Source organism: Desulfomicrobium norvegicum (assembly GCF_900114595.1).
GTDB lineage: Bacteria > Desulfobacterota > Desulfovibrionia > Desulfovibrionales > Desulfomicrobiaceae > Desulfomicrobium > Desulfomicrobium macestii.
This window is the reverse complement of sequence record NZ_FOTO01000005.1, coordinates 94,916-118,155: the sequence shown is the minus strand read 5'-3', so window position 1 is coordinate 118,155 and position 23,240 is coordinate 94,916. Positions and strand designations below refer to the sequence as shown.

The 23,240-nt window shown below is 59.1% G+C and carries 15 protein-coding genes; 11 read left to right on the top strand and 4 right to left on the bottom strand.

Annotated features, from left to right (window positions below; translation table 11 throughout):
• The first annotated feature begins 21 nt into the window (after positions 1 to 21).
• The 7 genes from BMZ24_RS09550 (at position 22) to BMZ24_RS09520 (ending at position 8,276) form a co-directional block, all read left to right on the top strand.
• On the top strand, positions 22 to 2,055 hold the full coding sequence (locus tag BMZ24_RS09550) for a methyl-accepting chemotaxis protein (protein ID WP_092191655.1): 2,034 nt from the start codon (positions 22 to 24) through the stop codon (positions 2,053 to 2,055).
• 19 nt (positions 2,056 to 2,074) lie between these two features.
• The gene (locus tag BMZ24_RS09545) at positions 2,075 to 2,560 is read left to right on the top strand and encodes a chemotaxis protein CheW (protein ID WP_092191653.1); all 486 of its coding nucleotides are present in this window, start codon (positions 2,075 to 2,077) and stop codon (positions 2,558 to 2,560) included.
• Between the two features lie 62 nt (positions 2,561 to 2,622).
• Complete coding sequence (locus BMZ24_RS09540) at positions 2,623 to 4,653, top strand: methyl-accepting chemotaxis protein (protein WP_143077868.1); 2,031 nt, start codon at positions 2,623 to 2,625, stop codon at positions 4,651 to 4,653.
• 15 nt (positions 4,654 to 4,668) lie between these two features.
• A complete protein-coding gene (locus BMZ24_RS09535; RefSeq protein WP_092191649.1) occupies positions 4,669 to 4,986 on the top strand; it encodes an STAS domain-containing protein in 318 nt (105 codons plus the stop codon).
• Positions 4,983 to 5,345: a response regulator gene (locus BMZ24_RS09530; RefSeq protein ID WP_092191647.1), complete on the top strand. Its 363-nt coding sequence runs from the start codon at positions 4,983 to 4,985 to the stop codon at positions 5,343 to 5,345. Before BMZ24_RS09535 ends, BMZ24_RS09530 begins: the two co-directional genes overlap by 4 nt.
• Positions 5,346 to 5,366: 21 nt before the next feature.
• Positions 5,367 to 7,427 carry a chemotaxis protein CheA gene (locus BMZ24_RS09525; RefSeq protein ID WP_092191645.1) on the top strand — a complete coding sequence of 687 codons (2,061 nt, stop codon included), beginning with the start codon at positions 5,367 to 5,369 and terminating at the stop codon, positions 7,425 to 7,427.
• A gap of 3 nt (positions 7,428 to 7,430) precedes the next feature.
• Positions 7,431 to 8,276, top strand: coding sequence for a CheR family methyltransferase (locus BMZ24_RS09520; RefSeq protein WP_092191643.1), 846 nt, complete (start codon positions 7,431 to 7,433; stop codon positions 8,274 to 8,276).
• A gap of 9 nt (positions 8,277 to 8,285) precedes the next feature.
• On the opposite strand, the gene BMZ24_RS09515 is transcribed toward BMZ24_RS09520, so the two are convergent.
• The 4 genes from BMZ24_RS09515 to BMZ24_RS09500 form a co-directional block, all read right to left on the bottom strand.
• Positions 8,286 to 9,437 (bottom strand): sensor histidine kinase, encoded by a 1,152-nt coding sequence (locus tag BMZ24_RS09515; RefSeq protein WP_092191641.1) that lies wholly within the window; start codon positions 9,435 to 9,437, stop codon positions 8,286 to 8,288.
• Positions 9,438 to 9,548: 111 nt separating this feature from the next.
• Positions 9,549 to 11,579, bottom strand: a complete 2,031-nt coding sequence (locus BMZ24_RS09510) for a PAS domain-containing sensor histidine kinase (RefSeq protein WP_161949108.1) — start codon at positions 11,577 to 11,579, stop codon at positions 9,549 to 9,551.
• A gap of 69 nt (positions 11,580 to 11,648) precedes the next feature.
• On the bottom strand, positions 11,649 to 15,014 hold the full coding sequence (locus BMZ24_RS09505) for a chemotaxis protein CheB (protein ID WP_092191637.1): 3,366 nt from the start codon (positions 15,012 to 15,014) through the stop codon (positions 11,649 to 11,651).
• A gap of 61 nt (positions 15,015 to 15,075) precedes the next feature.
• On the bottom strand, positions 15,076 to 17,415 hold the full coding sequence (locus BMZ24_RS09500) for a PAS domain S-box protein (RefSeq protein ID WP_092191636.1): 2,340 nt from the start codon (positions 17,413 to 17,415) through the stop codon (positions 15,076 to 15,078).
• A 790-nt stretch (positions 17,416 to 18,205) separates the two neighbouring features.
• On the opposite strand from BMZ24_RS09500, the gene BMZ24_RS09495 reads away from it, so the two are divergent.
• The 4 genes from BMZ24_RS09495 to BMZ24_RS20430 all read left to right on the top strand — a co-directional run bounded on the left by BMZ24_RS09495 (position 18,206) and on the right by BMZ24_RS20430 (position 23,190).
• Positions 18,206 to 19,066, top strand: coding sequence for a branched-chain amino acid ABC transporter permease (locus BMZ24_RS09495; protein WP_225940346.1), 861 nt, complete (start codon positions 18,206 to 18,208; stop codon positions 19,064 to 19,066).
• 290 nt (positions 19,067 to 19,356) lie between these two features.
• Positions 19,357 to 20,355 (top strand): branched-chain amino acid ABC transporter permease, encoded by a 999-nt coding sequence (locus tag BMZ24_RS09490; RefSeq protein ID WP_092191634.1) that lies wholly within the window; start codon positions 19,357 to 19,359, stop codon positions 20,353 to 20,355.
• Positions 20,342 to 21,106: an ABC transporter ATP-binding protein gene (locus BMZ24_RS09485; RefSeq protein WP_092191632.1), complete on the top strand. Its 765-nt coding sequence runs from the start codon at positions 20,342 to 20,344 to the stop codon at positions 21,104 to 21,106. Before BMZ24_RS09490 ends, BMZ24_RS09485 begins: the two co-directional genes overlap by 14 nt.
• Complete coding sequence (locus tag BMZ24_RS20430; RefSeq protein ID WP_092191630.1) at positions 21,106 to 23,190, top strand: ATP-binding cassette domain-containing protein; 2,085 nt, start codon at positions 21,106 to 21,108, stop codon at positions 23,188 to 23,190. The genes BMZ24_RS09485 and BMZ24_RS20430 overlap by 1 nt, the downstream gene beginning before the upstream one ends.
• The last annotated feature ends 50 nt before the right edge of the window (positions 23,191 to 23,240 follow it).

Below are 23,240 nucleotides of genomic sequence, written 5' to 3'. Positions count from 1 at the left end.
TTCACTCACAAGGAGGGGGGAATGAAAAACATCAAGTTGGGGATCAAGATCGGCGGAGGTTTCGGAGTTCTGATTATTATCGCCTGCGCTTTGGGTGGTCTGGCCGTATTCAACATGAAAGCCGTGGAAACGGATTCCATCCGGCTGGCCAAGGAGTATGTGCCTGAAGTGGGCATAGCCAATGAACTGGAACGCTCCTCCCTGCTGACCATGTACGCATGGCGCGGCTATGCCTTCACGGAACAACAGTCCTTCCTGGACGAAGGGCGCAAGCAGCTTGCCGCGGTGCAGGATGTTTTGACCGATGCTGAAAAGCATTCCCTGGCCTATCCTTCCCTGGTCAAACTCAAAGAGCAGCTGGTGCAGGCCAAGGCAGTGGTCGCCTCATACGCCGCCCAGTCCGACCAGACCGTTGAGCTGATCGAAGCGATGAATGGGGACCGCAAGGCCTTGGACCAGGGCGCGGCCGCCTACATGAAAAACTGCGTGGATTTTCTCGATAGCCAGAACGTGGCCATGAAGCGCGAGTTCACCGCAGGAGCCACCCCCGAGGCGCTGACCGAGCGTCTCGACAAGATCACCTGGGTCAATGAAATCATCGACCTCGGTAATGATACCCGCATAAAGGTTTGGCGCGCCCAGGCGGAACGGGATCCGAAGATTATCGAGGACGCCCTCAAGAACTTCCCGAAAATGGACGAATTTTTCGACAAGCTCAAAGCGGTCACGAGACAGGAGGCTAACCTCAGGCAGATCGCAGCCACAAAAGATGCGGCCATGCAGTACAAGACGGCCATGACCAGTCTGAACGGACACTGGAAAGAGCTTGCAGACCTCAACACCCAACGTACGAAAACCGGCGAAGATGTCCTCGCCGTCGCGCAAGATACGGCCGTGGCGGGCATGGAAGGCACCCAGAATATCGCCGACGAAGCCGTGCTGAACCTCAACTCGGCTTCCACGGTCATGATCGGCGGCTTGAGCTTTAGTGTCATCATCGGCATTCTTGTCGCCATATTCCTGACCAAGGGTATCACCGGCCCGGTGCAGCAGGGCGTGGAATTTGCCCGCAAGCTGTCCCAGGGCGACCTGACCGCCAAACTGGATGTGGATCAGAAGGACGAAGTCGGCATCCTGGCCCAGGCACTGCGCGACATGGTCGCCAAGCTGCGCGAGATCGTGACCGAAGTGCAGTCGGCTTCCGACAACGTGGCCTCGGGCTCCGAGGAACTGAGCGCCTCCGCCGAGCAGCTCTCCCAGGGCGCCACCGAGCAGGCCGCCTCCGTTGAAGAGGTCTCGTCGAGCATGGAAGAGATGGGCTCCAACATCCGCCAGAACGCCGACAACGCCTCCCAGACCGAAAAGATCGCGCTGAAGGCCGCGCAGGACGCCGAGGCCGGCGGTCAGGCCGTGGTCCAGGCCGTGGGTGCCATGAAGAACATCGCCGAGAAGATCTCCATCGTCGAGGAAATCGCCCGCCAGACCAACCTGCTGGCCCTCAATGCCGCCATCGAGGCCGCCCGGGCGGGCGAGCATGGCAAGGGCTTCGCAGTGGTCGCGGCCGAAGTGCGCAAGCTGGCCGAACGCAGCGGCACGGCCGCGGCCGAGATCAGCGAGCTGTCCTCCTCCACCGTGAGCGTGGCCGACCAGGCCGGTCAGATGCTGACCAAGCTCGTCCCTGACATCCAGCGCACCGCCGAACTGGTGCAGGAGATCTCTGCGGCGTCGAACGAACAGAACGCCGGCGCCGAGCAGATCAACAAGGCCCTGCAGCAGCTTGATCAGGTCATTCAGCAGAACGCCTCGGCTTCCGAGGAAATGGCCTCCACATCCGAGGAACTGTCCAGCCAGGCCGAACAGTTGCAGTCCTCCATCTCCTTCTTCCATTTGGGCGCCACGGCGGCCCGCGTCACCCGGCAGACCGCCCATCGGGGCAGCAGCAGGCCGCAGCCCGCGCGCAAGGCCCCCAAGGCCCTGGCCGCCAAGGGCTCGACCAGCGGCTTGGCCCTTGATATGGGGCGCGACGAAGAAGATGATGAATTCGAACGTTTCTAACCAAAGGTCGAGGTGACTCATGAGTGACAACACTACCCTGCAGTACCTGACCTTCGGTCTCGGCGAGGAGGTCTTTGCCCTGGAGACGGGTTCCGTGCGCGAGGTCATCGAACTCGTGTCCGTGACCCGCATCCCCAAGACGCCGCCCTACATGCGCGGGGTCATCAATCTGCGCGGCCACGCCGTGCCCGTGGTCGATCTGCGCATCAAGTTCGACATGCCCAAGGCCCAGGACACGGTCAACACGTGCATCATAATAGTTGATGTGGAAGTCGAAGGAGAAAACTGCTACATGGGGGCGATAGTCGATTCGGTACGTGAAGTCTTTGAAATGACAAGCGACCAGATCAACCCGCCGCCGCGCATGGGTACGTCCATCAGGGCGGACTTCATCCGGGGCATGGGCAAGCAGAACGAGGAGTTCATCATGATCCTCGATATCGGCAAGGTCTTCTCACCCGAAGAATTGCAGGTCTTGCGCAGCACGGAAGAACTGGAAGCATAAAATTGGAACCAAAGCGGGCCGGAACATCAGCTCCGGCCCGCATCACGAACAAGGACCGGTCCATGCCTCAAGACGAAATAGCGCCTTCTCTCCAGGAAATTGTGTCCGTGATGGAGGAATGCGCCAGCAGCCTGCCCGCGCTTCTGTCCCGCCTTGCCGGTGTCATCAAGGATAGAGAAGAGGATTTTCTCGGACTGGGAGCCACGATTTTCGGCATCAACTCGCAGGCCAACACGTTTTCGGCCACGGCCTCGGCCATGGCCTCCTCCGTTGGCGAAGGAGCCCTGCTCGCGGCCATCGGGGAACTGCAGACCCGGGCCGACGAGGCAAAGGCCGTGTTTTCCTCCGTCTCCTCCACGGAGCAGCAGGAAGGAATGTCCGAGGTGCTCGGACTCATCCGCGGCCTGGACCAGGCCATGGCCCAATTTTTCAACATGGTTCAGACTCTGAAGGTGCTCGAAATCACCACGCGCATCGAGAGCGCCCGTCTGGGCAGCGCCGGTGCCGGATTCACCACTCTGGCCGACGACGTCAGGGCCCTGGGCACGATCATCGACGAGCACACTGAAAAAATCAGCGAACATTCGCACCTGCTCATGAATCAGGTGGCGTCGGCCAGCGAGCGCAGCAAAAAGCAGCTCGCCTCGCAGAATCGCATCGTCGAGGACATGTTCACGGAACTCTTTGCCGGAATTTCCGAGCTTGAGGACATGCGCAACCATTCGGCCGCCCTGGTGCAGGATCTGGCCAAAGGATCCCGCCAGGTGACCGAGAGCATGGGACAGGTCATCGCCTCGGTGCAATTTCACGACATCACCCGCCAGCAGGTCGAGCATGTCGAGGAAATTTTGGACCAGGCTGTCCGGGAAATCAGCGCGCCGGAAAAGGAAGGCGGAGAGCTCGGCCTTGGAGCCTGGGTGCGGGACGTGCTCAAACTCCAGGCACCGCAACTGCGCCAGGCGCAGGAAATGTTTTCCGGAGCCGTGGACGAATTGATCGACAATTTGCGCTCCATCGGACACGGCATCGAGGACCTGCACGGCAAGATCACTGCCGTGGCCTATGCGGACCGCAAGGGCGGAATGTCCATTCTCGACGCCATCCGTCACCACATCGGCGACGTCATGAACGCCATGCGCACCACCAGCGGGCACATCTCCGAGACATCGAAGACCATGTCGCACATGGCGGAAACCATCTCCACGGTCAGCACCTTCGTGCATGGCATCGAGGACATCGGAGCCGAAATCGAACTCATCGCGCTGAACGCCCGGGTCAAGGCCGCCCACACCGGCGATCAGGGCCGCACCCTCGGGGTCATCGCCATGGAAATCCAGAACCTCTCCGTGGACGCCCGCACCCGTACGGGAACCGTAGCCGAAATCCTGAACAATATTTCCACCGTGGCCGACCGCCTCTCAACCTTGGCCCGTACCTCGGACGTATCTGAAATGGTGGACGGCATCCAGGGTCGCTTTGAAACCGTGCTCGACCAGCTGGCCACCCTTGACGCTGAACTGGCGGCAAACATCGCGCACCTCTCGGACCTCGGCACGGGACTTGTTTCACAAATCAGCGCCGTGACCTCTTCCATCCATTTCCATGAACTGGTATCGGATCAATTATTGAGTTTGGAAAAGGAAATCACGGTGTTGAAAGACAGATTCGCCCCCTTCTCGGCGGAACTCGACGCGGCCAGACAGCCCGAGAAACTGCGCGAACAGCTTTCCCGATACACCATGGACAGCGAACGCCTGGTCCACCTGTCCGTTCTCGGACATCACGGGGACGCTCACGACGGTGGCGAGGCGGATCTGTTCGACGACAATGACGTCGAGCTTTTCGGCGACGACAATGTGGAACTCTTTTCCGATGACAACGTGGAACTCTTCGACGACGGCAATGTCACACTCTTTTCCGACGACAATGTGGAACTTTTCGGCGATGACAATGTCGAACTTTTTACCGACGACAACGTGGAAATTTTCGACGAGCAGCCGACGGCGGCCAACGCGAAGCCATCGTCAAAAGCCGCTACCGACAAGAAGGCTGAGCCTGAAGATGATCTCGGCGACAATGTGGAACTTTTCTAAAACCAGGAGCCTTTCATGTTTTCATGTACCGTCCAGGGCCCCCCGGAACATCCGGTCATAAAACTTTCCGGCAGTCTCACTCTTGAACATTCCAGGGAAATTCACGCCGAGCTGCTGGCCCGTTTGCCAAAGGCCGATGTCATTACCCTCGATCTGGGTGATTCGGAAAAATCGGACCTCTCTTTTGTCCAGATCCTCTGCTCCCTCTTGAAGGAGCAGGACAAGACAATCAGTTTCACGAGTCTGCCCCCTCACCTGCTCGAAAACGCGGCGAGCCTTGGGGCGGACAGTCTCATCAAGGAAATAACGAATCGCACAGAGGATAACCCATGAGTAAAACCATAATGACGGTTGATGACTCAGCCAGCGTCCGTCAGATGGTCAGCCTGACCTTGAAGGACGCGGGGTACACGGTCATCGAGGCCTGCGACGGCAAGGATGCCCTGGCCAAGCTGTCCGGACCGGTGGACATGATCGTGACCGATCTGAATATGCCCAACATGAACGGCATCGAACTTATCCGCGCCGTGCGCGCCACGCCTCAATACAAGTTCGTGCCCATAATCATGCTGACCACGGAATCCCAGGCATCCACCAAAGAAGAAGGCAAGGCGGCCGGAGCCACCGGTTGGATCGTCAAACCCTTCAAACCGGATCAGCTCCTGGCGGTTGCCAAGAAACTGCTGCGCTAACCCGCCACCCTTGGAGCAAAAATGTCCAGAGAAGAACTGAACCGTCAGGCATTTAAAGAAGAAGCCCTGGAACTTTTGGGCGAACTGGAAACCTCCCTGCTTGAGCTCGAAGAAGATCCGGCCAATGACGATGTCATCAACCGGGTCTTTAGAGCCATGCATACCATCAAGGGCTCGGGGGCCATGTTCGGCTTCGAGGATATCGCCTCCTTCACCCACGAGGTCGAGACGGTCTTTGATCTGGCGCGTAACGGCCAGATTTCCGTATCCAAGGAACTTCTCGATCTCACGCTTCTGGCCCGGGACCACATCCTGTCCATGCTCGAAGGCGAGGAACAGGGCCTGGGCGCACGCGCCGCGGAAGTCATCCAGGGACTCAAGGCACTGACTCCAAGCCGGAAGGAGCCCGAAGCCGCCCCTGCGGGCATGGAAACCGCGACGAACTGCGCCACGAATTCGAAAATGAACACCTGGCGCATCCGCTTCGCCCCGCCCAAAAACCTGTTCATGAGCGGGACCAACCCCGCCTCCCTGCTGGAAGAGCTGTGCGAGATGGGCGAGCATCACGTCATCATGCACACAAAGGACATCCCCGCCCTGCCCCTGCTCAATCCCGAGGACTGTCTGGTCTGGTGGGACATCATCCTGACCACGGCCGGCAGCGAGGACGAAATCCGTGACGTCTTCATCTTCGTGGAGGAAGACAGCGACCTGACCATCCAGATGGTCGGAAGCTGCCAGGGCATCGACGAGGAATCCTACAAGCTCATCGGCCAGATCCTGGTCGAAAAGAACGACATCACCAAGGACGCCCTGGAGCGTATTCTGCTGGAGCGCAAACCCATCGGCCAGCTTTTGTCAGAGGCGGGACTGGTCAGCGCAAGTCAGGTCGAGGCGGCATTGGTCGAACAGCAGGAGGTCAAACGCCTGCGCCAGACGGCCAGCACCGAGGCACAGGCGTCGAGCATCCGGGTTCCGGCCCAGAAACTGGACTTTCTGGTCGACCTGGTCGGCGAACTGGTCACGGCCCAGGCGCGCCTGACCCAATTCGCCAGCGAGCAGAGCGACGCAAGGCTGCAAGCCATTTCCGAAGAGATCGAACGGCTCTCCGACGAGCTGCGCGACAATACGCTCGGCATCCGCATGCTGCCCATCGGGTCGACCTTCAGCCGCTTCAAGCGCCTGGTGCGGGACCTCTCCCAGGAACTTGGCAAACGCATCGTGCTTGAAACCCACGGCGAGGACACCGAGCTGGACAAGACCGTCATCGAGCGCCTGAACGACCCGTTGGTGCACCTGCTCAGAAACAGCATCGACCACGGCATCGAGAGCCCCGAGGAGCGCATGGCCCAGGGCAAGAATCCCGAGGGCCGGATAGAGCTTTCGGCCGAGCATTCCGGTGGCGAGGTGCTCATCCGCATCATCGACGACGGCGCGGGCATCGACCCCGAACGCATCCGGGCCAAGGCCGTGGAAAAAGGTATCATCGCCGCGGACACGCTCATGACGGACAAGGACGCGCTGATGCTCATCTTCGCGCCGGGCTTCTCCACGGCCGACAAGGTCACCAGCGTGTCCGGGCGCGGCGTGGGCATGGACGTGGTCAAGCGCAACATCGACGCCCTGCGCGGCCGCATCTCCCTGGAGAGCGTTCCCGGCCAGGGCACGACCATCTCCGTGCGCATCCCCCTGACCCTGGCCATCATCGACGGTTTGCAGGTTCAGGTCGAGGACAGCTACTTCATCATGCCCCTGTCGGCCGTGGAGGAATGCGTGGAACTCATCCGCAAGGACAAGGACCGCGCCGATCTCATCAACCTGCGCGGCCAGATGGTGCCCTACATCAGCCTGCGCGCCGGTTTCGAGATTCCGGGGCAGACCCCGGAGATCGAGCAGGTCGTGGTCTGCAACTCGCAGGGACGGCGCGTCGGCATCGTCGTGGACAGGGTCATCGGCGAGCACCAGACCGTCATCAAGAGCCTGGGCAAGGTCTATCAGGACATACGCGGGATTTCCGGCGCCACCATCAAGGGCGACGGCAGCATGGCGCTCATCCTCGACATCGCGGCGCTGGTGGCCTGATCCATGTACGACGCAAACGGCCAGGCCGCTCCGCTCATGACCGACAAGGAACTCAAGCAGTTCAGCGAGTTCATCTATTCGGAGCTGGGCATCAAGATCACCCAGACCAAGAAGACCATGTTGCAGGCGCGCCTGCAGCGCAGGCTGCGCACCCTGAGCATGCGGTCCTACGGACAGTATCTTGAGTATCTGCAGACCCTCAAGGGACTGGAGGTCGAGTTGCCCCAGATGGTTGACGCCGTGACCACCAACACGACCAGCTTCTTCCGGGAACCGAAGCATTTCGAGTATTTGTCCCAGAACATCCTGCCGCAGTGGCAGAAAAAACATCCCGGCCAGACCTTCGCCGTCTGGAACGCGGGGTGTTCTTCAGGGGAAGAGCCCTACACCACGGCCATGACGCTCATGGATTACCACGAGCGGATAAACCCGCTGCGCTTCACCATAGTGGCCACGGACATCTCCACGGACATTCTCAGGAAGGCCGCGCGCGCCGTTTACGAAGATGAAAAGATTGGGACAATTCCGGTGGAGTTCAGGCGCAAGTATCTGCTGCGCAGCAAGGACAGGAGCAAGCGGGTCGTGCGCATCATCCCGGAATTGCGCGAGACGGTCAGCTTCCGGCGGCTCAATTTCATGGATGACTTTCAGTTCCGCGAAAAAATGGACCTGATCTTCTGCCGCAACGTCATGATCTATTTCGACAAGAAGACCCAGCATGAACTGGTCATGAAGTTCTGCAACCACCTTGAACCCGGCGGGCACCTGTTCATAGGCCATTCCGAGAGTCTGGCCGGCGCCGACCTGCCGCTGAAGCAGTTGGCCCCGGCCACCTACATGCGCATCTGACCGCCCTGGTCAGGGCTGGTCTTCCCGGGCGGGCAACTTCACCCAGAAGGTCGTGCCTGCCCCTTCCTCCGATGAAAACCCGACCTCCCCGCCGAGATAATTCTCAGTCAGCAGCTTGATGGAATACGTGCCAAGCCCCCGATCGCTCCCCTTGGTCGAAAAAGACCGTTTGAACACCTGGAGCTTGACCGATTCGGGCATGACGGCCGTATTCGAGATCCAAAACACGGCCGCGCCCTCCTCGCGCCGCAGGCCGGCAGTGACGATCCCGCCCGAAGGTGTGGCTTCAAGGGCATTGATGAGCATGTTGACCAGAATCCTGCGCAATAGCGAGAAATCCGAAAACACGGGCACGTTGACGCTGTCCGCTTCAAGATGGATGTGCTTGTCGATGGCCTTGGGGTGCGCTCGAAATTCACCGACCAGTGAATGCATGATCTCAAGTCCCTGCAACGTGATCCTGGAGATCGCGTATTCTTTTCTCTCCAGGGACAAGAGCTGTTTCTGCTTCTGGATCTCATCGACCAGGGCAAAGAGCGAGGACCGCGCCATGTGCGCAATCTCGCGGGCTTCCTCGGGAACTTCGTCCATGAGAATGTCGACCAGGTTTCTGGCCCCGCCGGCGGAATTCAAAATGTCGTGAAAGAAAATGCGCTCCAGGGCCTGGCGGCGTTTTTCATCACTGATGTCAAGGAGAGTCAGGACGTAGTATGTTCCTTCCCCGGTTTCCCAGGGCGAGGCAAAAATTCGAAGGTCCCGGGCCACGGTGGCACCGTGCTTATCCTTGCACAGCAGCTGGCACTCGTGCTCGGCCTTTTCCCTGGTGCCCATGGCCTCAATCATGGCCCGCAGCGCTCCGCATTCACGGCAGTGCAGGGACGTTCCACAGCCGTTTTTTCCGGCTTCGGAATAGACGCAAGCCATGGCCTCGCCAGGACGCCTGGCCAGAAACGAGCTCACATCACTGGTCCCCAGAAGGTCGGTAAAGGCGTTATTGCTGAAGATGATCTGACGAAAGGAGTTGAGCACCAGAAGCGGCAGAGGAAAGAAATTGAAATACTGCGAACACAGATGACTCCCGATTCGGGCGTTCTGCGCCAGGACATCGTTCAGGGGCATACGCTCGCCGGGAGCGCACAGGGTTTCACATTCTTTGTTCATTGATAACCGTTTATGTAAGGAGTGTTGGTGTGAAAAGTCACTGCACTTTCAGATCAGCGAATACTTCAGAAGTGTTTGTTCCAATTCCGCCACATGCTTGCGGAAGCCCCGTCAACAGGTTGAAGTGCCGCCATTTCTGTCCCCGACCGGGAGGGTGAAATAAAATGTCGCCCCCTGCCCCGGACTGCTTTCCGCCCAGATTCTGCCGCCGTGCTTTTCGACGAATTCCTTGCACAGGATGAGTCCAAGGCCCGTGCTGGCCTCGTCTTCGGTGCCGAGTCGCGTGATCTTGTTGTCCAGGGAAAACAGCTTCGACAAGGTAGCTTGGTCCATGCCCACTCCGTCATCCCGCACCGCGACGGTGATCGTATCTGCGCTTTGCGTGGCCGTGATGAGTACCTGCCCGCCCCGGTTCGAAAATTTCAGGGCATTGGACAGAAGATTGCGCAGCACGGTGCCGATCATGGGCGGATCGATATCGGCAATCAGTCCGTCCGGGACATCGTAGAGCAGGGTGATTTCCTTCTGCTCTGCGATGGAATGCTTGAAATCGATGCTCGACTTTATGAGTTCCTGCAAAAGAAAAGGGCTGCGCGAACAGGTCAGCATGCCCTGCTGCAATTTTGCCCACTCCAGAAGATTCTCCAGCAGCGCAAACACACGCACGGAACTTTTGTACAATGCATTCAACGAGATGTTGACTTCTTTCATGGTCAAACCCTCGAAATCCTCGACCAGGATCTTGGTCAGGGAAAGAAAGCCGGATATGGGCGATTTGAGATCGTGGGCGATGATGGAAAAGAATCTGTCCTTTTCGGCGAGCGCATTTCGAAGTTCGGCGTTGACCCGCGCAATTTCCTCCTCGGATTTCTTGCGCTCGGTGATGTCGCGCACCGAGGCCACACGCATGGTTTCGCCGTTGATCTCGAAGTTTCGGGCCTCAAGCTCGACAAAAATGACCTCGCCGTTTTTCTTCACAAACCTGACCACGTACGGCCGTGCGTAATCCTTGACCACGTTCTCGCGCACAATGTGTCGGTCGCGTTCATGAACAATCAGTTCCAGCATGTTCCGCCCGAGTATCTCGTGCGGTTCATATCCCAGCAGTCTGGCCAGGGAAGCGTTCAAGTCAACGGCGACGCCCATTTTGTGGATGACGATGCCTTCCATGGTCAGGTCGGAAAGCAGCCGGTAGCGCATTTCGTTCTCGCGGCAGGCCAATTCCGCTGATTTGCGGCCGGAAATGTCGCGGCAGAAACAGACAAACATGCCCCCGTGCTGGCTGAGAAAGGACACTGAGATTTCCACATCGAAAACGCTGCCGTCCTTTCTGCGGTGTCTGGTTTCAAAAAGTTCGGAACCGTTTTCGACGATGCGCGCAATTCGCTCGCCGGTCATGGCGTCATCTTCCACGGCATCCAGATCGCTGATGTTCAGCCCTTCGAGTTCCTCTTTCGTGTAACCTGTCATGCGGCAATAGGCGTCATTGACATCGGTCAGGAGCCCGTCCGCATCAATGACCCAGAACCCGTCCTGGGTGGTTTCCAAAATGGAAGTCAGGAAGCGCTCCCGCTCCAGCAAGGCCTTTTCCGCCCTGGCCTGATCAGTGATGTCGCTCAGAACCAGGAGCAGGCGACGCTTTTGGGCCGGTTCCTGACGCTGATTCTCGATTTTGCCCACGCAGCGCACCCGGCGATGGCTGCCCTGCAAGGTAAAGCTCAATTGCTTGCCCTCGGGACTCTTGAAAAAGGCCTTGAACCGCCCCAGAAAAGCTGAACGGTCCGCCGTGGCTATGAAATCGACCAGCGCCTTGCCGCCAAGCAGGTGCGAGTCCCTCTCGACCATCTCGGCAAAGGTCTGGTTGGTCTGAGCGATGATCCCGCTTTGGTCGATGGTCAGATATCCGACCGGGGCGTCGTTGAAGAGACGCGCAAAGCGGTCCCGCGCGATTTCATACTGCTTCTGGGTGTCGCGCAACTCCTCGTTCTGCAGCTCAAGCTCGATCTGGTGCACCTGATATTCATGGAACAGGGTCTTGATCTCTTCCAGGGAAAGATTTTCGACCTTGCTCACGGAATGCGCCAGGCGTGCCTCGGCCTGCTCGCGTAGAATCCTCTTCTTGGCTTCAAAAGTATCTGTCATATCCGGCATATCCTGATTGGCGGTTATCATGTTCAGACAACTGAAGAAATGCTCAGCCCAAAGCGGCGGTCAAGAGTCCCTGTCATCCGGATGAGCTGATTTTCCGGCCTCATCACCACCCGTGACTTCGGCAAAAACACAGGCAAATTGATTGCGCGCCGGTCTGAAGGCGGTGACCTGAAAACTCTTGCCGAGTTGCGAGGAATGTTTTTCAAACCTTGTGGGCTTGCCGCTCAACGCCACCTCTCCAAAAGATTCGATCCAGAACTTTTCCGTGTCCGGCATGACTTCAAGAACCGTCTTGCCCAAGATCTGTTCGCTTTTAAGGCCCGTCATCCTCTCGAAAGCCGGATTGACGGCCAGGAAGCGGTAATCAACGGGCTTGCCGCTTTCGTCGCAGATGATTTCATGCAACGAAAATCCGTTGAACATTTCCCGGAAAAGGGCCTGATAGTCCTGCTCCGTCTGACGTTTCTCGGTTATGTCCTCGAATGTCGCATAGACCTGCGTAGGCATGCTCGCGCCGGATTGGAACAGGGGGATGGCTGTTATGGAGAGCCAGATGTAGGCGTTCTTTTCGGGGTGAAAAACCCCGCGCACCACCGGCCCTTCCCTGTGTCCTGTGCGCAGGGCGATCATGGCCGGATGGTGCTCTCCGGACACGCTGGAGCCGTCCTCGCGGATCATCTTCCAGCGCGGGTCCATGGTTGTCTTGCCCATTATCTGATCCAGGGAGAGGCCAAGTATGCGAGCCGCCGCGTTGTTGGCGGAGATAATGGAACCATCGGCCTCATGGTAGACCACGCCAAGCGGGAGGGTTTCAAAGAGGGCCCGGAATTCTTCCTCACTCGCGCGCAGGGCTTCCTCCCCGAGCTTGATGCGGGTGATGTCCACAAAGGAGACCAGGGTGCCAGAGAAAACCTTTGGCCCCACGGAGTAAGGAATTACCCGCATCAGATACCAGCGGCCATCCTTGGCGCGAACCTCGTGCTCGGCCATTCTGCCTGCCTTGTGCACCGTCTCGATGATCCGGACCGGATCGATATTTTCCAGCTGATGCGAAATGTCCGACAGGGACCGCCCCACATCCGAGGCGAGCACCTTGAACACATCGGCGACCTTGGGCGAAAAGCGCCTGATCTCCATGTTCTCGTCCAGCAGAAGCTGCCCGATCTGGCTGACGTTCAGGAGGTTGTCCACGTCATTGTGCAGCTCGCTCAGTTCCACGATCTTGGACTGATATTCGGAGTTGACGGAGTAAAGCTCCTCATTGGTTGATTGCAACTCTTCGTTGGTCGATTGCAGCTCCTCGTTACTGGCCAGAAGCTCTTCGTTGGTGGCCTGCAATTCCTCGTTGGCTGTTTCCAGCTCCTCCACCGTGGCTTGCAGATTCTCGCGGGTGAACTGCAGTTCCTGCTCCAGGTCGGTGATCCGCTGCTCGGCCTCAAGAGACAGGTCGTAGGCCTGGATGGCCTGGGTCTTGTCCAGAATGTCGGGCCTTTCGACCTCTTCCAGAAAGACGGCCACCAGGGGCTCCTGACCTTTCTTGCGGGGCAGGGGCAAAATTCGCAGGTCCACGATCTTGAGCGTTTCCATGTCGCGCAGCTTTATGTTGGAAAAACGAAGCGCCTCGTTCTTGCGGAAAACCTTCTGAATGCCAGTGGAAAGGGGAATGGCCAGATCCTTGGCAGCCATCTTGGAAATGTCCCGCGAAAGCTTGCCCGAGGGCAGCTTGAAATACCCTTGTGTATCCCCGAAGATGTGCAGCACTTCCATCTGCTCGTTGACGACAACCGCCAGCGGAAAATTGTCCGCGCTCAGGGCTTCCAGGAAACGCTCCAGAATGCGCTCGTCGCCGACATGAAGATCCCTGCGCGCCACCGGAAAACGGGTTTCCAGCTCGCGGTAGGTCGAATTCGGGGCCTGGGGCAGTTCGCGGGCATCGATGCTGTGCTTGAAGCGTCCCCTGGTGCGGTAGATCTTGTTTTTGTGATCGAGGCTCTCGAAGCAATCGCCCATCTCGCCGATGGTCTCGCTGGTGCCGAGCAGCAGAACGCCCTGGGCATTGAGCGAAAAATTGAAAAACTCAAGCACCTTGCGCTGCAAGACAGGCTGGAGATAAATGAGCAGGTTGCGGCAGGAGACGAGGTCGATATTGGTGAACGGCGGATCCTTTATAAGGTTGTGCTGCGCAAAGACGACCATCTCGCGGATGTTGCGCGAAATCTGGTAGCTGTCCTGCTTGCGGTAGAAATACTTGCTCAGCAGCTCCTGGGGCACATCGGCGGCGATGCTGTCGGGGTAGACGCCGTTGGCGGCGAACAGGACGGCGTCGCGGTCGATGTCCGTGGCGAAGATTTTCAGGTCGCGGTTGATTCCCGATTGCAGCATGTACTCCTTGGCCAGGATGGCCAGGGTGTAGGCCTCTTCGCCCGTGGAACATCCGGCGATCCAGAACCGGCTCTCCTTTCCGGAGGCGCGGTCCAGAATCTCGGGCAGCCAGTTCTCTTTGAGCAGATCAAACACCTCACGGTCGCGAAAGAATCTGGTCACGCCGATCAGAAACTCGCGAAAGAGCGTACCCGCCTCGCCGGGATAATTCTGCATGAAGGCCACGTAATCGCGAATCTCGTCGATGCGATTGATGGACATGCGGCGTTCGATGCGCCGGGTCACGGTGCTGGGCTTGTAGTAGGTGAAATCGGCCTTGAACTTGTCGCGCAGGATGGCGAAGATGCGGGTCAGGGCGTCCTCGTCGCTGATGACGGTCTCCGAGCGCTCGGCTTTTATGACGAAGGGATGCTTGGCATAGGACAGCAGTCGTTCGGGCATTTCCTCGGGCGGCAGGATGAAGTCCACAAGGCCCGTGGAGATGGAGGCCCGGGGCATGCTGTCGAATTTTGCCGTGCTTTCGCTCTGGACCATGACCATGCCGCCGAATTCCTTGATTGCCCGGACCCCGCGCATGCCGTCGCTGCCCGATCCCGAGAGGATGACCGCCACGGCCTTGTCCCCCTGATCCTCGGCCAGGGAGCGCAGGAAAATGTCGATGGGCAGATTGATGGTGCCTTTGACGTGCTCCTGATCGTTCAGGAGCAGCTTGCCGTGAAATATGGTCAGGTTCTTCTTGGGCGGGATCAGATAGACGTTATCCGGCATGACGGGCATGCCCTCTTCGGCCCGGTGCACCTTCATCCTGGTTTTCTTGGACAGGATCTCGACCATCAGGCTCTTGTAGTCAGGGGAAAGGTGCTGGATGACGATGAAGGCCATGCCGCTGTCCGAGGCCATGCCCGTAAAAAAGGCCTCGATGGCCTCAAGGCCCCCCGCCGAGGCTCCCACCGCCACATACAGCGATGGCCTGATCACGGGCCGCATGGCAGAGGAATTGGCTGATGCGGGCATTTTCGGTTTGGGGGAATATTTTCTGGGCATCAAGTGACCTCGTGCAAAAGATTTTACAATGGGGTTCAAGGAAGCCGTATAGCCGGCAGCACTAAAGATTTTCCAAGGAACGCAACGCGCCCATGCGAGCATGCTTGTCGATCATCCCATCCAGATTCTCGCGGCTGAACGGTTTGCAGAGATAATCGTCCATGCCCGAATCAAGAAACTTCTCCCTGTCACCGGCCATGGCGTAGGCGGTCAGGGCGATGATGGGAATGTCCTTGCGCAAGGCCAGTTCGGGCTCACCGCGAATGGCCCGGGTGGCTTCAAGGCCGCCCATGACGGGCATCTGGATGTCCATGAAGACAATGTCGAAGTCCGTCTCGCGCAGGCGCTCCAGAGCCTGGCTGCCATTTTCGGCCAGGGTCACCGCATGTCCTGACTTTTCCAGCAATTTGCGGGTGGTGATCTGATTGGACAAATCGTCTTCCACCAGCAGGACGTGCAAACCCGTGCAGACTTTTACGGGCGGTTCAACGCGCACCTTTGCGCAGGCGCCTCTGTTCATGGGTCTAAACGGCAGGACCACATGCACCTCGGTGCCCTCGCCGAGAACGCTTTCAAGGTATATGTGCCCACGCATGAGCTCGACCAGCCTGCGCACGATGGCCAGCCCCAACCCCGCGCCCTGATACTTGCGGGTGTAGGAGCCTTCGACCTGGGCAAAAGGCCTGAACAGGTATTCGAGCTTGTCCTCCGGGATGCCGATTCCCGTATCGAAAACGGAAAAAAGAAGCCGCTGCTCGTCATCACGTAAGGAAGCAAGCGGGACCATCTCCAATCGGACCTTGCCCTGATCGGTGAACTTCAGAGAGTTGCCGACCAGATTGAAAAGAATCTGGCGCAGTCTGGCCACGCCGCCGACCAATACCGGCGGCAGCGCGGGATCGATGACATACTCAAGCGAAACATTTTTCTCGGCGGCGTTGACGGCAAAAAGTTCGGTCACGGAATCACACAGCTCGCGCAGGCTGAAATCCTCCTCGACGACCTCCATCTTGCCCGCCTCGATCTTGGAGATGTCGAGCAGATCGGTCAGCAGTCGTGCCAGGCGGTCCGAGGATCTGATAGCCATGGAAACGAACTCGCGCTGCTCGTCGTCCAGGCGCGTGGTCTGCAAAAGCTGCATGAGTCCCATGATGCCGTTGAGCGGAGTGCGGATCTCGTGGCTCATGTTGGCCAGAAATTCGCTCTTGGCCTTGTTTGCGGTTTCGGCGGCGTCCCTGGCCTTGATCAGTTCCAGTTCGGCCTGTTTACGGGCTGTATCGTCCCTGAACTCGACGCTGCGAACCGATCTTCCCTTGTAGGGGATGTTTCTGGCCTCAAGGCGTAACGGATATTCCTCGCCGTTTTTACGCACGCCGTATGCGTCGTACGGCTCTTCATAACCGGTCAGGATGTTCGCCATGACCAGCGCCCGTGACCTTTCGGCGATAAGATTGAGACCGTCCATGCCGATCAGTTCGTCCACGCGGTAGCCGGTGATGTCTGACAAACCCTGATTGCAATCGAGAATGATGCCCTTGTCGTGGATTGTAATACCTCCGAAAGAGGCATTGTGCAGAGCCTTGAAGCGCGCCTCGCTCTCAAGGAGCGACTCCTCGGTGCGTTTCCGATCCGTGATGTCACGGTAAATGGCGTAGGCGCCGATGATGTTATCATCGAAGAGAATGGGATAGCCTATGAGGACAACATCGAGGGGGGTGCCGTCTTTTTTGCAGCGTACCGTTTCCGTCTCGATGATTTCGCCTTTTTTGAAAACACGATCCGAATATTTTCCCGCTTCGTCATGATGGCTCCCCCGGCAAATCAGATCGTTTATCTGCCTGCCCTGAGCCTCTTCCCAAGCGTAACCGTACAGATTGACGAAGGATTTGTTGATCTGCAGAACGCAGCCCTCGTTATCGACAATGGCGATGGCCTCCGGAGAACTCTCGAACAGATGCTCCAGCATCACCTTTTGTTTTTGCAGGGCCGCTTCCGATTGCTTGCGTGCGGTGATGTCCGTGGTGAATCCCTGATAATGGGAGACCTGGCCCTGGGCGTTGCGCACGGTCCTGGCGGTTCTGGATGCCCAGACAAAGGAACCGTCCCGGCGCCTGAACCTGCTTTCGAAGTTGACGACTTCGCCATGAAGCTCAAGCAGGCGCTTGAACTCCTCCCTTTCGGCCGGGTCGACGTAAAGCTGCGACGCGATGTCGGTAATCGAGGCCAGGACATCCTCGGGCGATTCGTAACCGAACATCCTGGCCCAGGCCGGATTTACGAAGAGGTAGCGGCCATCCGGGGTGGACGAGAACACACCGATGGGGGCGCTCACCAGAAGATCGTCCACATCCTGCAAGCCGTGGAGCTGCGAGACTTGGCGAGAAGTCGGATCAAGAGCCATGGAAGGCTCCGCAAAGCTGCGACATCACCATCATGGGCTCCAAATATTAGAAGTTTTTCGGCAAAAAACAGGGAATGGTTCCAAACACGCCTCGCTGTAAAAATATGAATCTGCGACAAGAACCCCAGATAGAAATCACTGATGGCCGCTTTCTTGTCCTACCCCTCGACTCCAAGCTCGAATGACGACACTGCAAAAGTCACACGAGAACCTGAGTGCCATTCGCCTCAAAGAGGAAAATCCATTCTTTTCAAAGAGTTAAAAAGACTTGGCTCCCTTTGTTCAAGGGAATGACGACTTTTTGCAGTGACGTCTTGAATAACGATGTCAAACAGACGAACAGCATGATTTAAAACCGAAAAACGCCTATGACTATTTTATAGTAGCCGACTTTTTGCGGGCAAGCATTTTATGTATGACATTTTTTCCCAGGATGCTCGGGAAGTCAAAACATTTATCCTAGAGAACTTTTTTCAGGGCCATTTCTTCAGGACAAATTAGCGTTGCTCTCAGAAAAACCTCAATAGCAACTTTTGATAATCCAAAAATTCATCCACGGCAGTGTCATACATTATATGTAGGACAAAAAAAATGCGCATTATCATCGCCCTGCATCGTCTCGGAACCATGACTCTCGTGTCGCCAATTTCCGGATCAGGCCCGGCAAGTCGATTCGGACCTGTGGAACCCGGCGAAGTTGCGCAGTTTCAGGCAGGCGATGATCCTTGAAATTCGGCTGCTTCTCGACTACGTTGCCTCACCTTCACATTTCAAGCAGTTGGAAACAATTTTGTACACGGATCTCCTGCAGTATATTTTCAGCGGCCTGACGGGCGGAGCCATCTATGCGCTCATTGCGCTGGGCTTCTGCGTGGTCAGCAACACCATGGGCATCGTCAACTTCATCCAGGTCGATTTCGTCACCCTGGGCGGAATGTTCATGTTCTCGGCGCTCTTCGCCCTCGGCCTGCCGACCGTCCCGGCGCTCGTCCTGGCAGTCTGTCTGGTGGCCCTTGTGGCGATGGTCGTCGAACGGGTGGGATTGCGTCCGGCCAGATCGGACAACCATCTGGTGCTCATCTTTTTGACCGTGGGTCTGTCCATCATCCTGCGCGGCATCATAAAGATCGTATGGGGCAAGAACCGCATGGCGCTCCCCCCGCTGACCCCGGACGTCCCGGTCCAGATCCTGGGCGCGAGCGTGCTGCCGCAGGCCTTGTGGATTCTGGGCCTGACCGTCGTGGCCATCGCCATTCTGACGTGGTTCTTCCACAAGACGTCGTTGGGCCTGTGCATGCGCGCCGTGGCCTCCAATCCTACGGCCGCGGCCGTGGTCGGCATAGCCTCGGGCCGCATCCGCCTGACCAGCTACGCCATCGCCGGGGCCCTGGGCGGCCTGGCCGGAGTGCTGGTCACGCCCATCACCACCCTCAATTACGACGTGGGGGTACTGCTGGGCCTCAAGGGCTTCGCCGCCGCCATTCTCGGCGGCTTCGGCTCCTTCCCCGGAGCCATCCTCGGCGGCCTGGGCCTTGGACTGCTGGAATCCCTCTCGGCGGGCTATCTTTCCAGCGCCTACAAGGATGTCGTCGCCTTCGTGGTCCTGCTCCTGGTCCTCTTCGTCCGCCCCAAGGGTTTTTTGGGGAAATAGTTTTTTTTCCAATTCGTGGCGCATGTCCAAGGCTTGCCGGGATGGGTTTTCCGGTGGCCGACTGTTTGACTGAGCCAGGCATCGTTCGTTTAACCGTTGCCGGACGAACTGCTCCAATTTACTGCCCCATGAGCAACGGTTAAACGTTACGAGGCCCGCGAAGGAGTTTCGGCCGCCGAAAAACCCATCCCGGCAAGCCGCTCACCATCAGCTCTATACTTCGGACTTTACCCCCGGCCAAATCGATTATACTTTCCCGGCCCAGACGACACCATTCTTCAAGGACGCTCATGACCGGCAGACAAAACCTTCTCTACTTCCTCTCCCTGCACCGGACAGGCCTATTCGCAACCCTCATGGCCGCGGCCCTGATCCTCTTCCCCTACATCGAGGACAACCCCTACACCCTGGGCCTGACCAATCTCATCGCCATCAACGCCATCGTCGTGCTGGGCCTGAACCTGTTCATCGGCTATGCCGGACAGATCTCCCTTGGGCATGCCGCGTTCTTCGGTCTTGGCGCCTACGGTTCGGCCATCGCCACCGTCACCTTCGGCCTGCCCCCCTGGCCGTCCATGTTTCTGGTCGCGGCGCTGGTGGGCCTTGTCGCCCTGGCCGTGGGCATCCCTGTCCTGCGCCTTTCCGGCCACTATCTGGCCATGGCCACCCTCGGACTGAACTACGTCGTGCACACCGTCCTGTTGCAGTGGGACGAGGTCACCGGCGGGCCCAGCGGATTCGCGGGCATCCCCAGCCTGTCCGTGGCCGACGTGGTCTTCGACGATCCGGTCAGCCTGCACTATCTGCTGTGGGGCTTCACCATGGTCTGCCTGCTGCTGTGTCTCAATCTGGTGCGCAGCGGCGTGGGGCGGGGCCTGGCCGCCCTGGCCGGAGACGAGACGGCGGCGGCGAGCCTGGGCGTCGACACCCGCGCCGCCAAGGTCAAGGTCTTTGTGCTCTCGGCCGTGCTCGCATCCCTGGCCGGAAGCCTCTTCGCGCACTGCTATTCCTACGTGAGCCCGGACACCTTCGGCATCTTCACCTCCACGGACATGGTCATCATGGTCGTAGTCGGCGGGATGGGCTCCATTTGGGGCTCGGTTTTCGGCGCGGCCTTTTTGACCTTGCTGCCGGAATGGATGGAGATCTTCGACACCTACAAGGACTTCGTGCACGGCGGCATTCTCGTGCTGGTGCTCATGTTTTTGCCCCAGGGCCTGATCACGGGCCTGACCGACATGATCCGGGTGCGGATGGCCCTGTGGAGGCGCGACCATGCTGCGGCTTGACGGTTTGAACAAATTTTTCGGAGGGCTGCCCGCCCTGCAGGACGTGTGCATGAGTGTGCCCGCCGGACAGCTGACCGCGCTCATCGGTCCCAACGGCGCGGGCAAGAGCACGCTCATCAACTGCATGACCGGCGTGCTCTCCCCCACGAGCGGATCCATCCGCTTCATGGATCAGGAAATCGCGGGGCTTCCGGCGCACCGCATCACGCGCCTGGGCATTCATCGCACCTTCCAGAACCTGCGTCTTTTTCCGCGTCTTTCGGTGCTGGACAACGTGCTGACCGGCCTGACCCGAGAAGGGGGTGAGTCCATGTTCATGGCCATGCTGCGCCTGCCCTATCTGCGACACCGCGAGCGTCGGCTGCGGCTCAGGGCCCTTGAGGCGATGGACCAGTTCGGACTGGCCGACAAGGCCGGCTGGCCCGCCGGAGTGCTGGCCTACGGCGACAAGAAGCGGGTCGAACTGGCCCGGGCCATTGTGGGCAGGCCTAAGCTGCTGCTCCTGGACGAGCCCGTGGCCGGGCTCAACGCCGAGGAAACCGCGGCCGTGGGCGAGCAGCTTCGAAACCTGCGCCGCGCGGGCCACACCATTTTACTGGTCGAACACGACATGGATCTGGTCATGAACATAGCCGATCTGGTGGTGGTCCTGGACAGCGGATGCTGCATCGCCACGGGCACGGCCGACGAAGTCCGCCGCAATCCGCTGGTGCTTGAAGCCTATCTTGGAAGAATGGAGGCCACGGCCTGATGCTGACCATAAAGAATCTGACGGCGCACTACGGCGCGGCCCAGGCCCTGTTTGGCATCGACATGCAGGTCGCGGCGGGACAGACCGTGGCCCTGGTCGGGGCCAACGGGGCGGGCAAGAGCACCCTGCTCAAATGCGTGATGGGTCTGGTGAAGCCCACGGGCGGAGAGATCCTCCTCGACGGCAAGACCGTGACCGGCTCAAGCCCGGCGCGCATGGTCCGCCACGGGCTGGCCCTGTCCCCCGAAGGGCGCGAAGTTTTCGCCCAGCTCTCGGTGCTTGAAAACCTGCAACTCGGAGCCATCCCCCTGAATCTGGCCAAGGCCGAGGAAACCAGGCGCATGGAAGAGATTTTCGCCCGTTTTCCAAAGCTCAAGGAGCGGCGGCAACAGCTTGCCGGAACCCTGTCCGGCGGCGAACAGCAGATGCTGGCCATGGGCCGGGCGCTGATGGCTGCGCCGCGCCTGCTGCTTCTGGACGAGCCGAGTCTGGGCCTGGCCCCGCTCATCACCGACGAAATTTTTTCCATCATCCACCAGCTGGCCCGCGCGGGCACGACCATCTTCATCGTCGAACAGAACGCCGCCCGCGCCCTGTCCGCCTCGGACACGGCCTATCTCCTGGCCGGGGGCAGCATTGTCGAGCAGGGCAAGAGTCGCGACCTGCTCCTGGACCCGTCCCTGCGCGCCGCCTTCCTGGGCGCGGCCAGTCACGACAACCCTTCCGCCAGCCGCCTGGGTGCGGCCGGGCTGACCAATATCCGTCTGGAGAAACCTCCCATGCACAAAAACTTCATGCCCTCCTTCAACTCTACGGACGAACTCAAGGCCCATCAGCTCAAGGGCCTCAAATGGACGGTGCGCCATGCCTTCGAAGGCTCTCCGGCCTACCGCGCCAAGCTTGAGGCGGCCGGGATCACGCCCGATTCGATCCAGAGCCTCGACGACCTGCAGCGCCTGCCCTTCACGACCACCGACGATCTGCGCGACGGCTATCCCTTCCCGCTCAAAAGCGTGCCCTTCGAGCAGCTTGTGCGCGTGCATGCCAGTTCCGGGACCACGGGCAAGCGCAAGGTACTCTGCTACACGCAAAAGGATCTGGACGACTGGACCGACATGTTCGCCCGCTGCTACCAGAGCGCGGGAGTCAATACCCTGGACCGGGTCCAGATCGCCGTAGGCTACGGAGTCTGGACGGCGGGCATGGGCTTTCAACTCGGCTGCGAGAAGGTCGGTGCCATGGCCGTGCCGGTAGGGCCCGGCAACATCGACATGCACATCCAGTTCCTGCTCGACTTTCAGTCCACGGTCTTCTGCTCCACGGCCTCCATGGCGCTGCTCATGGCCGAGGAGATCCACAAGCGCGGCATCGCGGACAAGATCGCGGTCAGGAAGATCATCTACGGTTCCGAGCGCTCCAGCCGCTCCATGCGCAAGAAGATCTCCGAACTCTTCGGCGGGGCCGAGCTTTTCGACATCACCGGCCTGACCGAGCTCTACGGGCCGGGCGCGGGCATCGAATGCTCCGATCACGACTGCATCCATTACTGGAGCGACTACTACCTGATGGAGATCCTCGACCCTGAAACGCTAAGGCCCCTGCCCGACGGCGAATGGGGCGAGATGGTCATCACCACCCTGTGCAAGGAAGGCTCGCCGCTCATCCGCTACCGCACCCGCGACATCACGCGCATCATCCCCGAGCCGTGCACCTGCGGCAGCATCATGCCACGGCATTCGCGCATCAAGGGCCGTTCCGACGACACCATCAAGTTCAGGGGCGTGAACATCTACCCCAGCTCCATCGACACCATCCTTTCGGCGGTGCCCGGCCTTGGTTCCGAATACCAGATCCACCTGACCCGCGACGACGGGGGCCGCGACAGCCTGCGCCTCGTGATCGAGCGCGCCGAGGGCGTGCCTGCGGCCCGCGGACCGGAGCTGGCGCATGAGGCTGGACATCAGATAAAGAAACAGCTCATGGTCACGGTGGACCTGGAGCTGGTGGACTACGGCAGCCTGCCCCGCTCGGAACGCAAGAGCCAACGGGTTTTCGACAGCCGGATTCAGGACGAGATCGTTTGATTTCAACAGGCAGTAAAGACCGGGCCATCACGGCATCAATCAATTTGAAG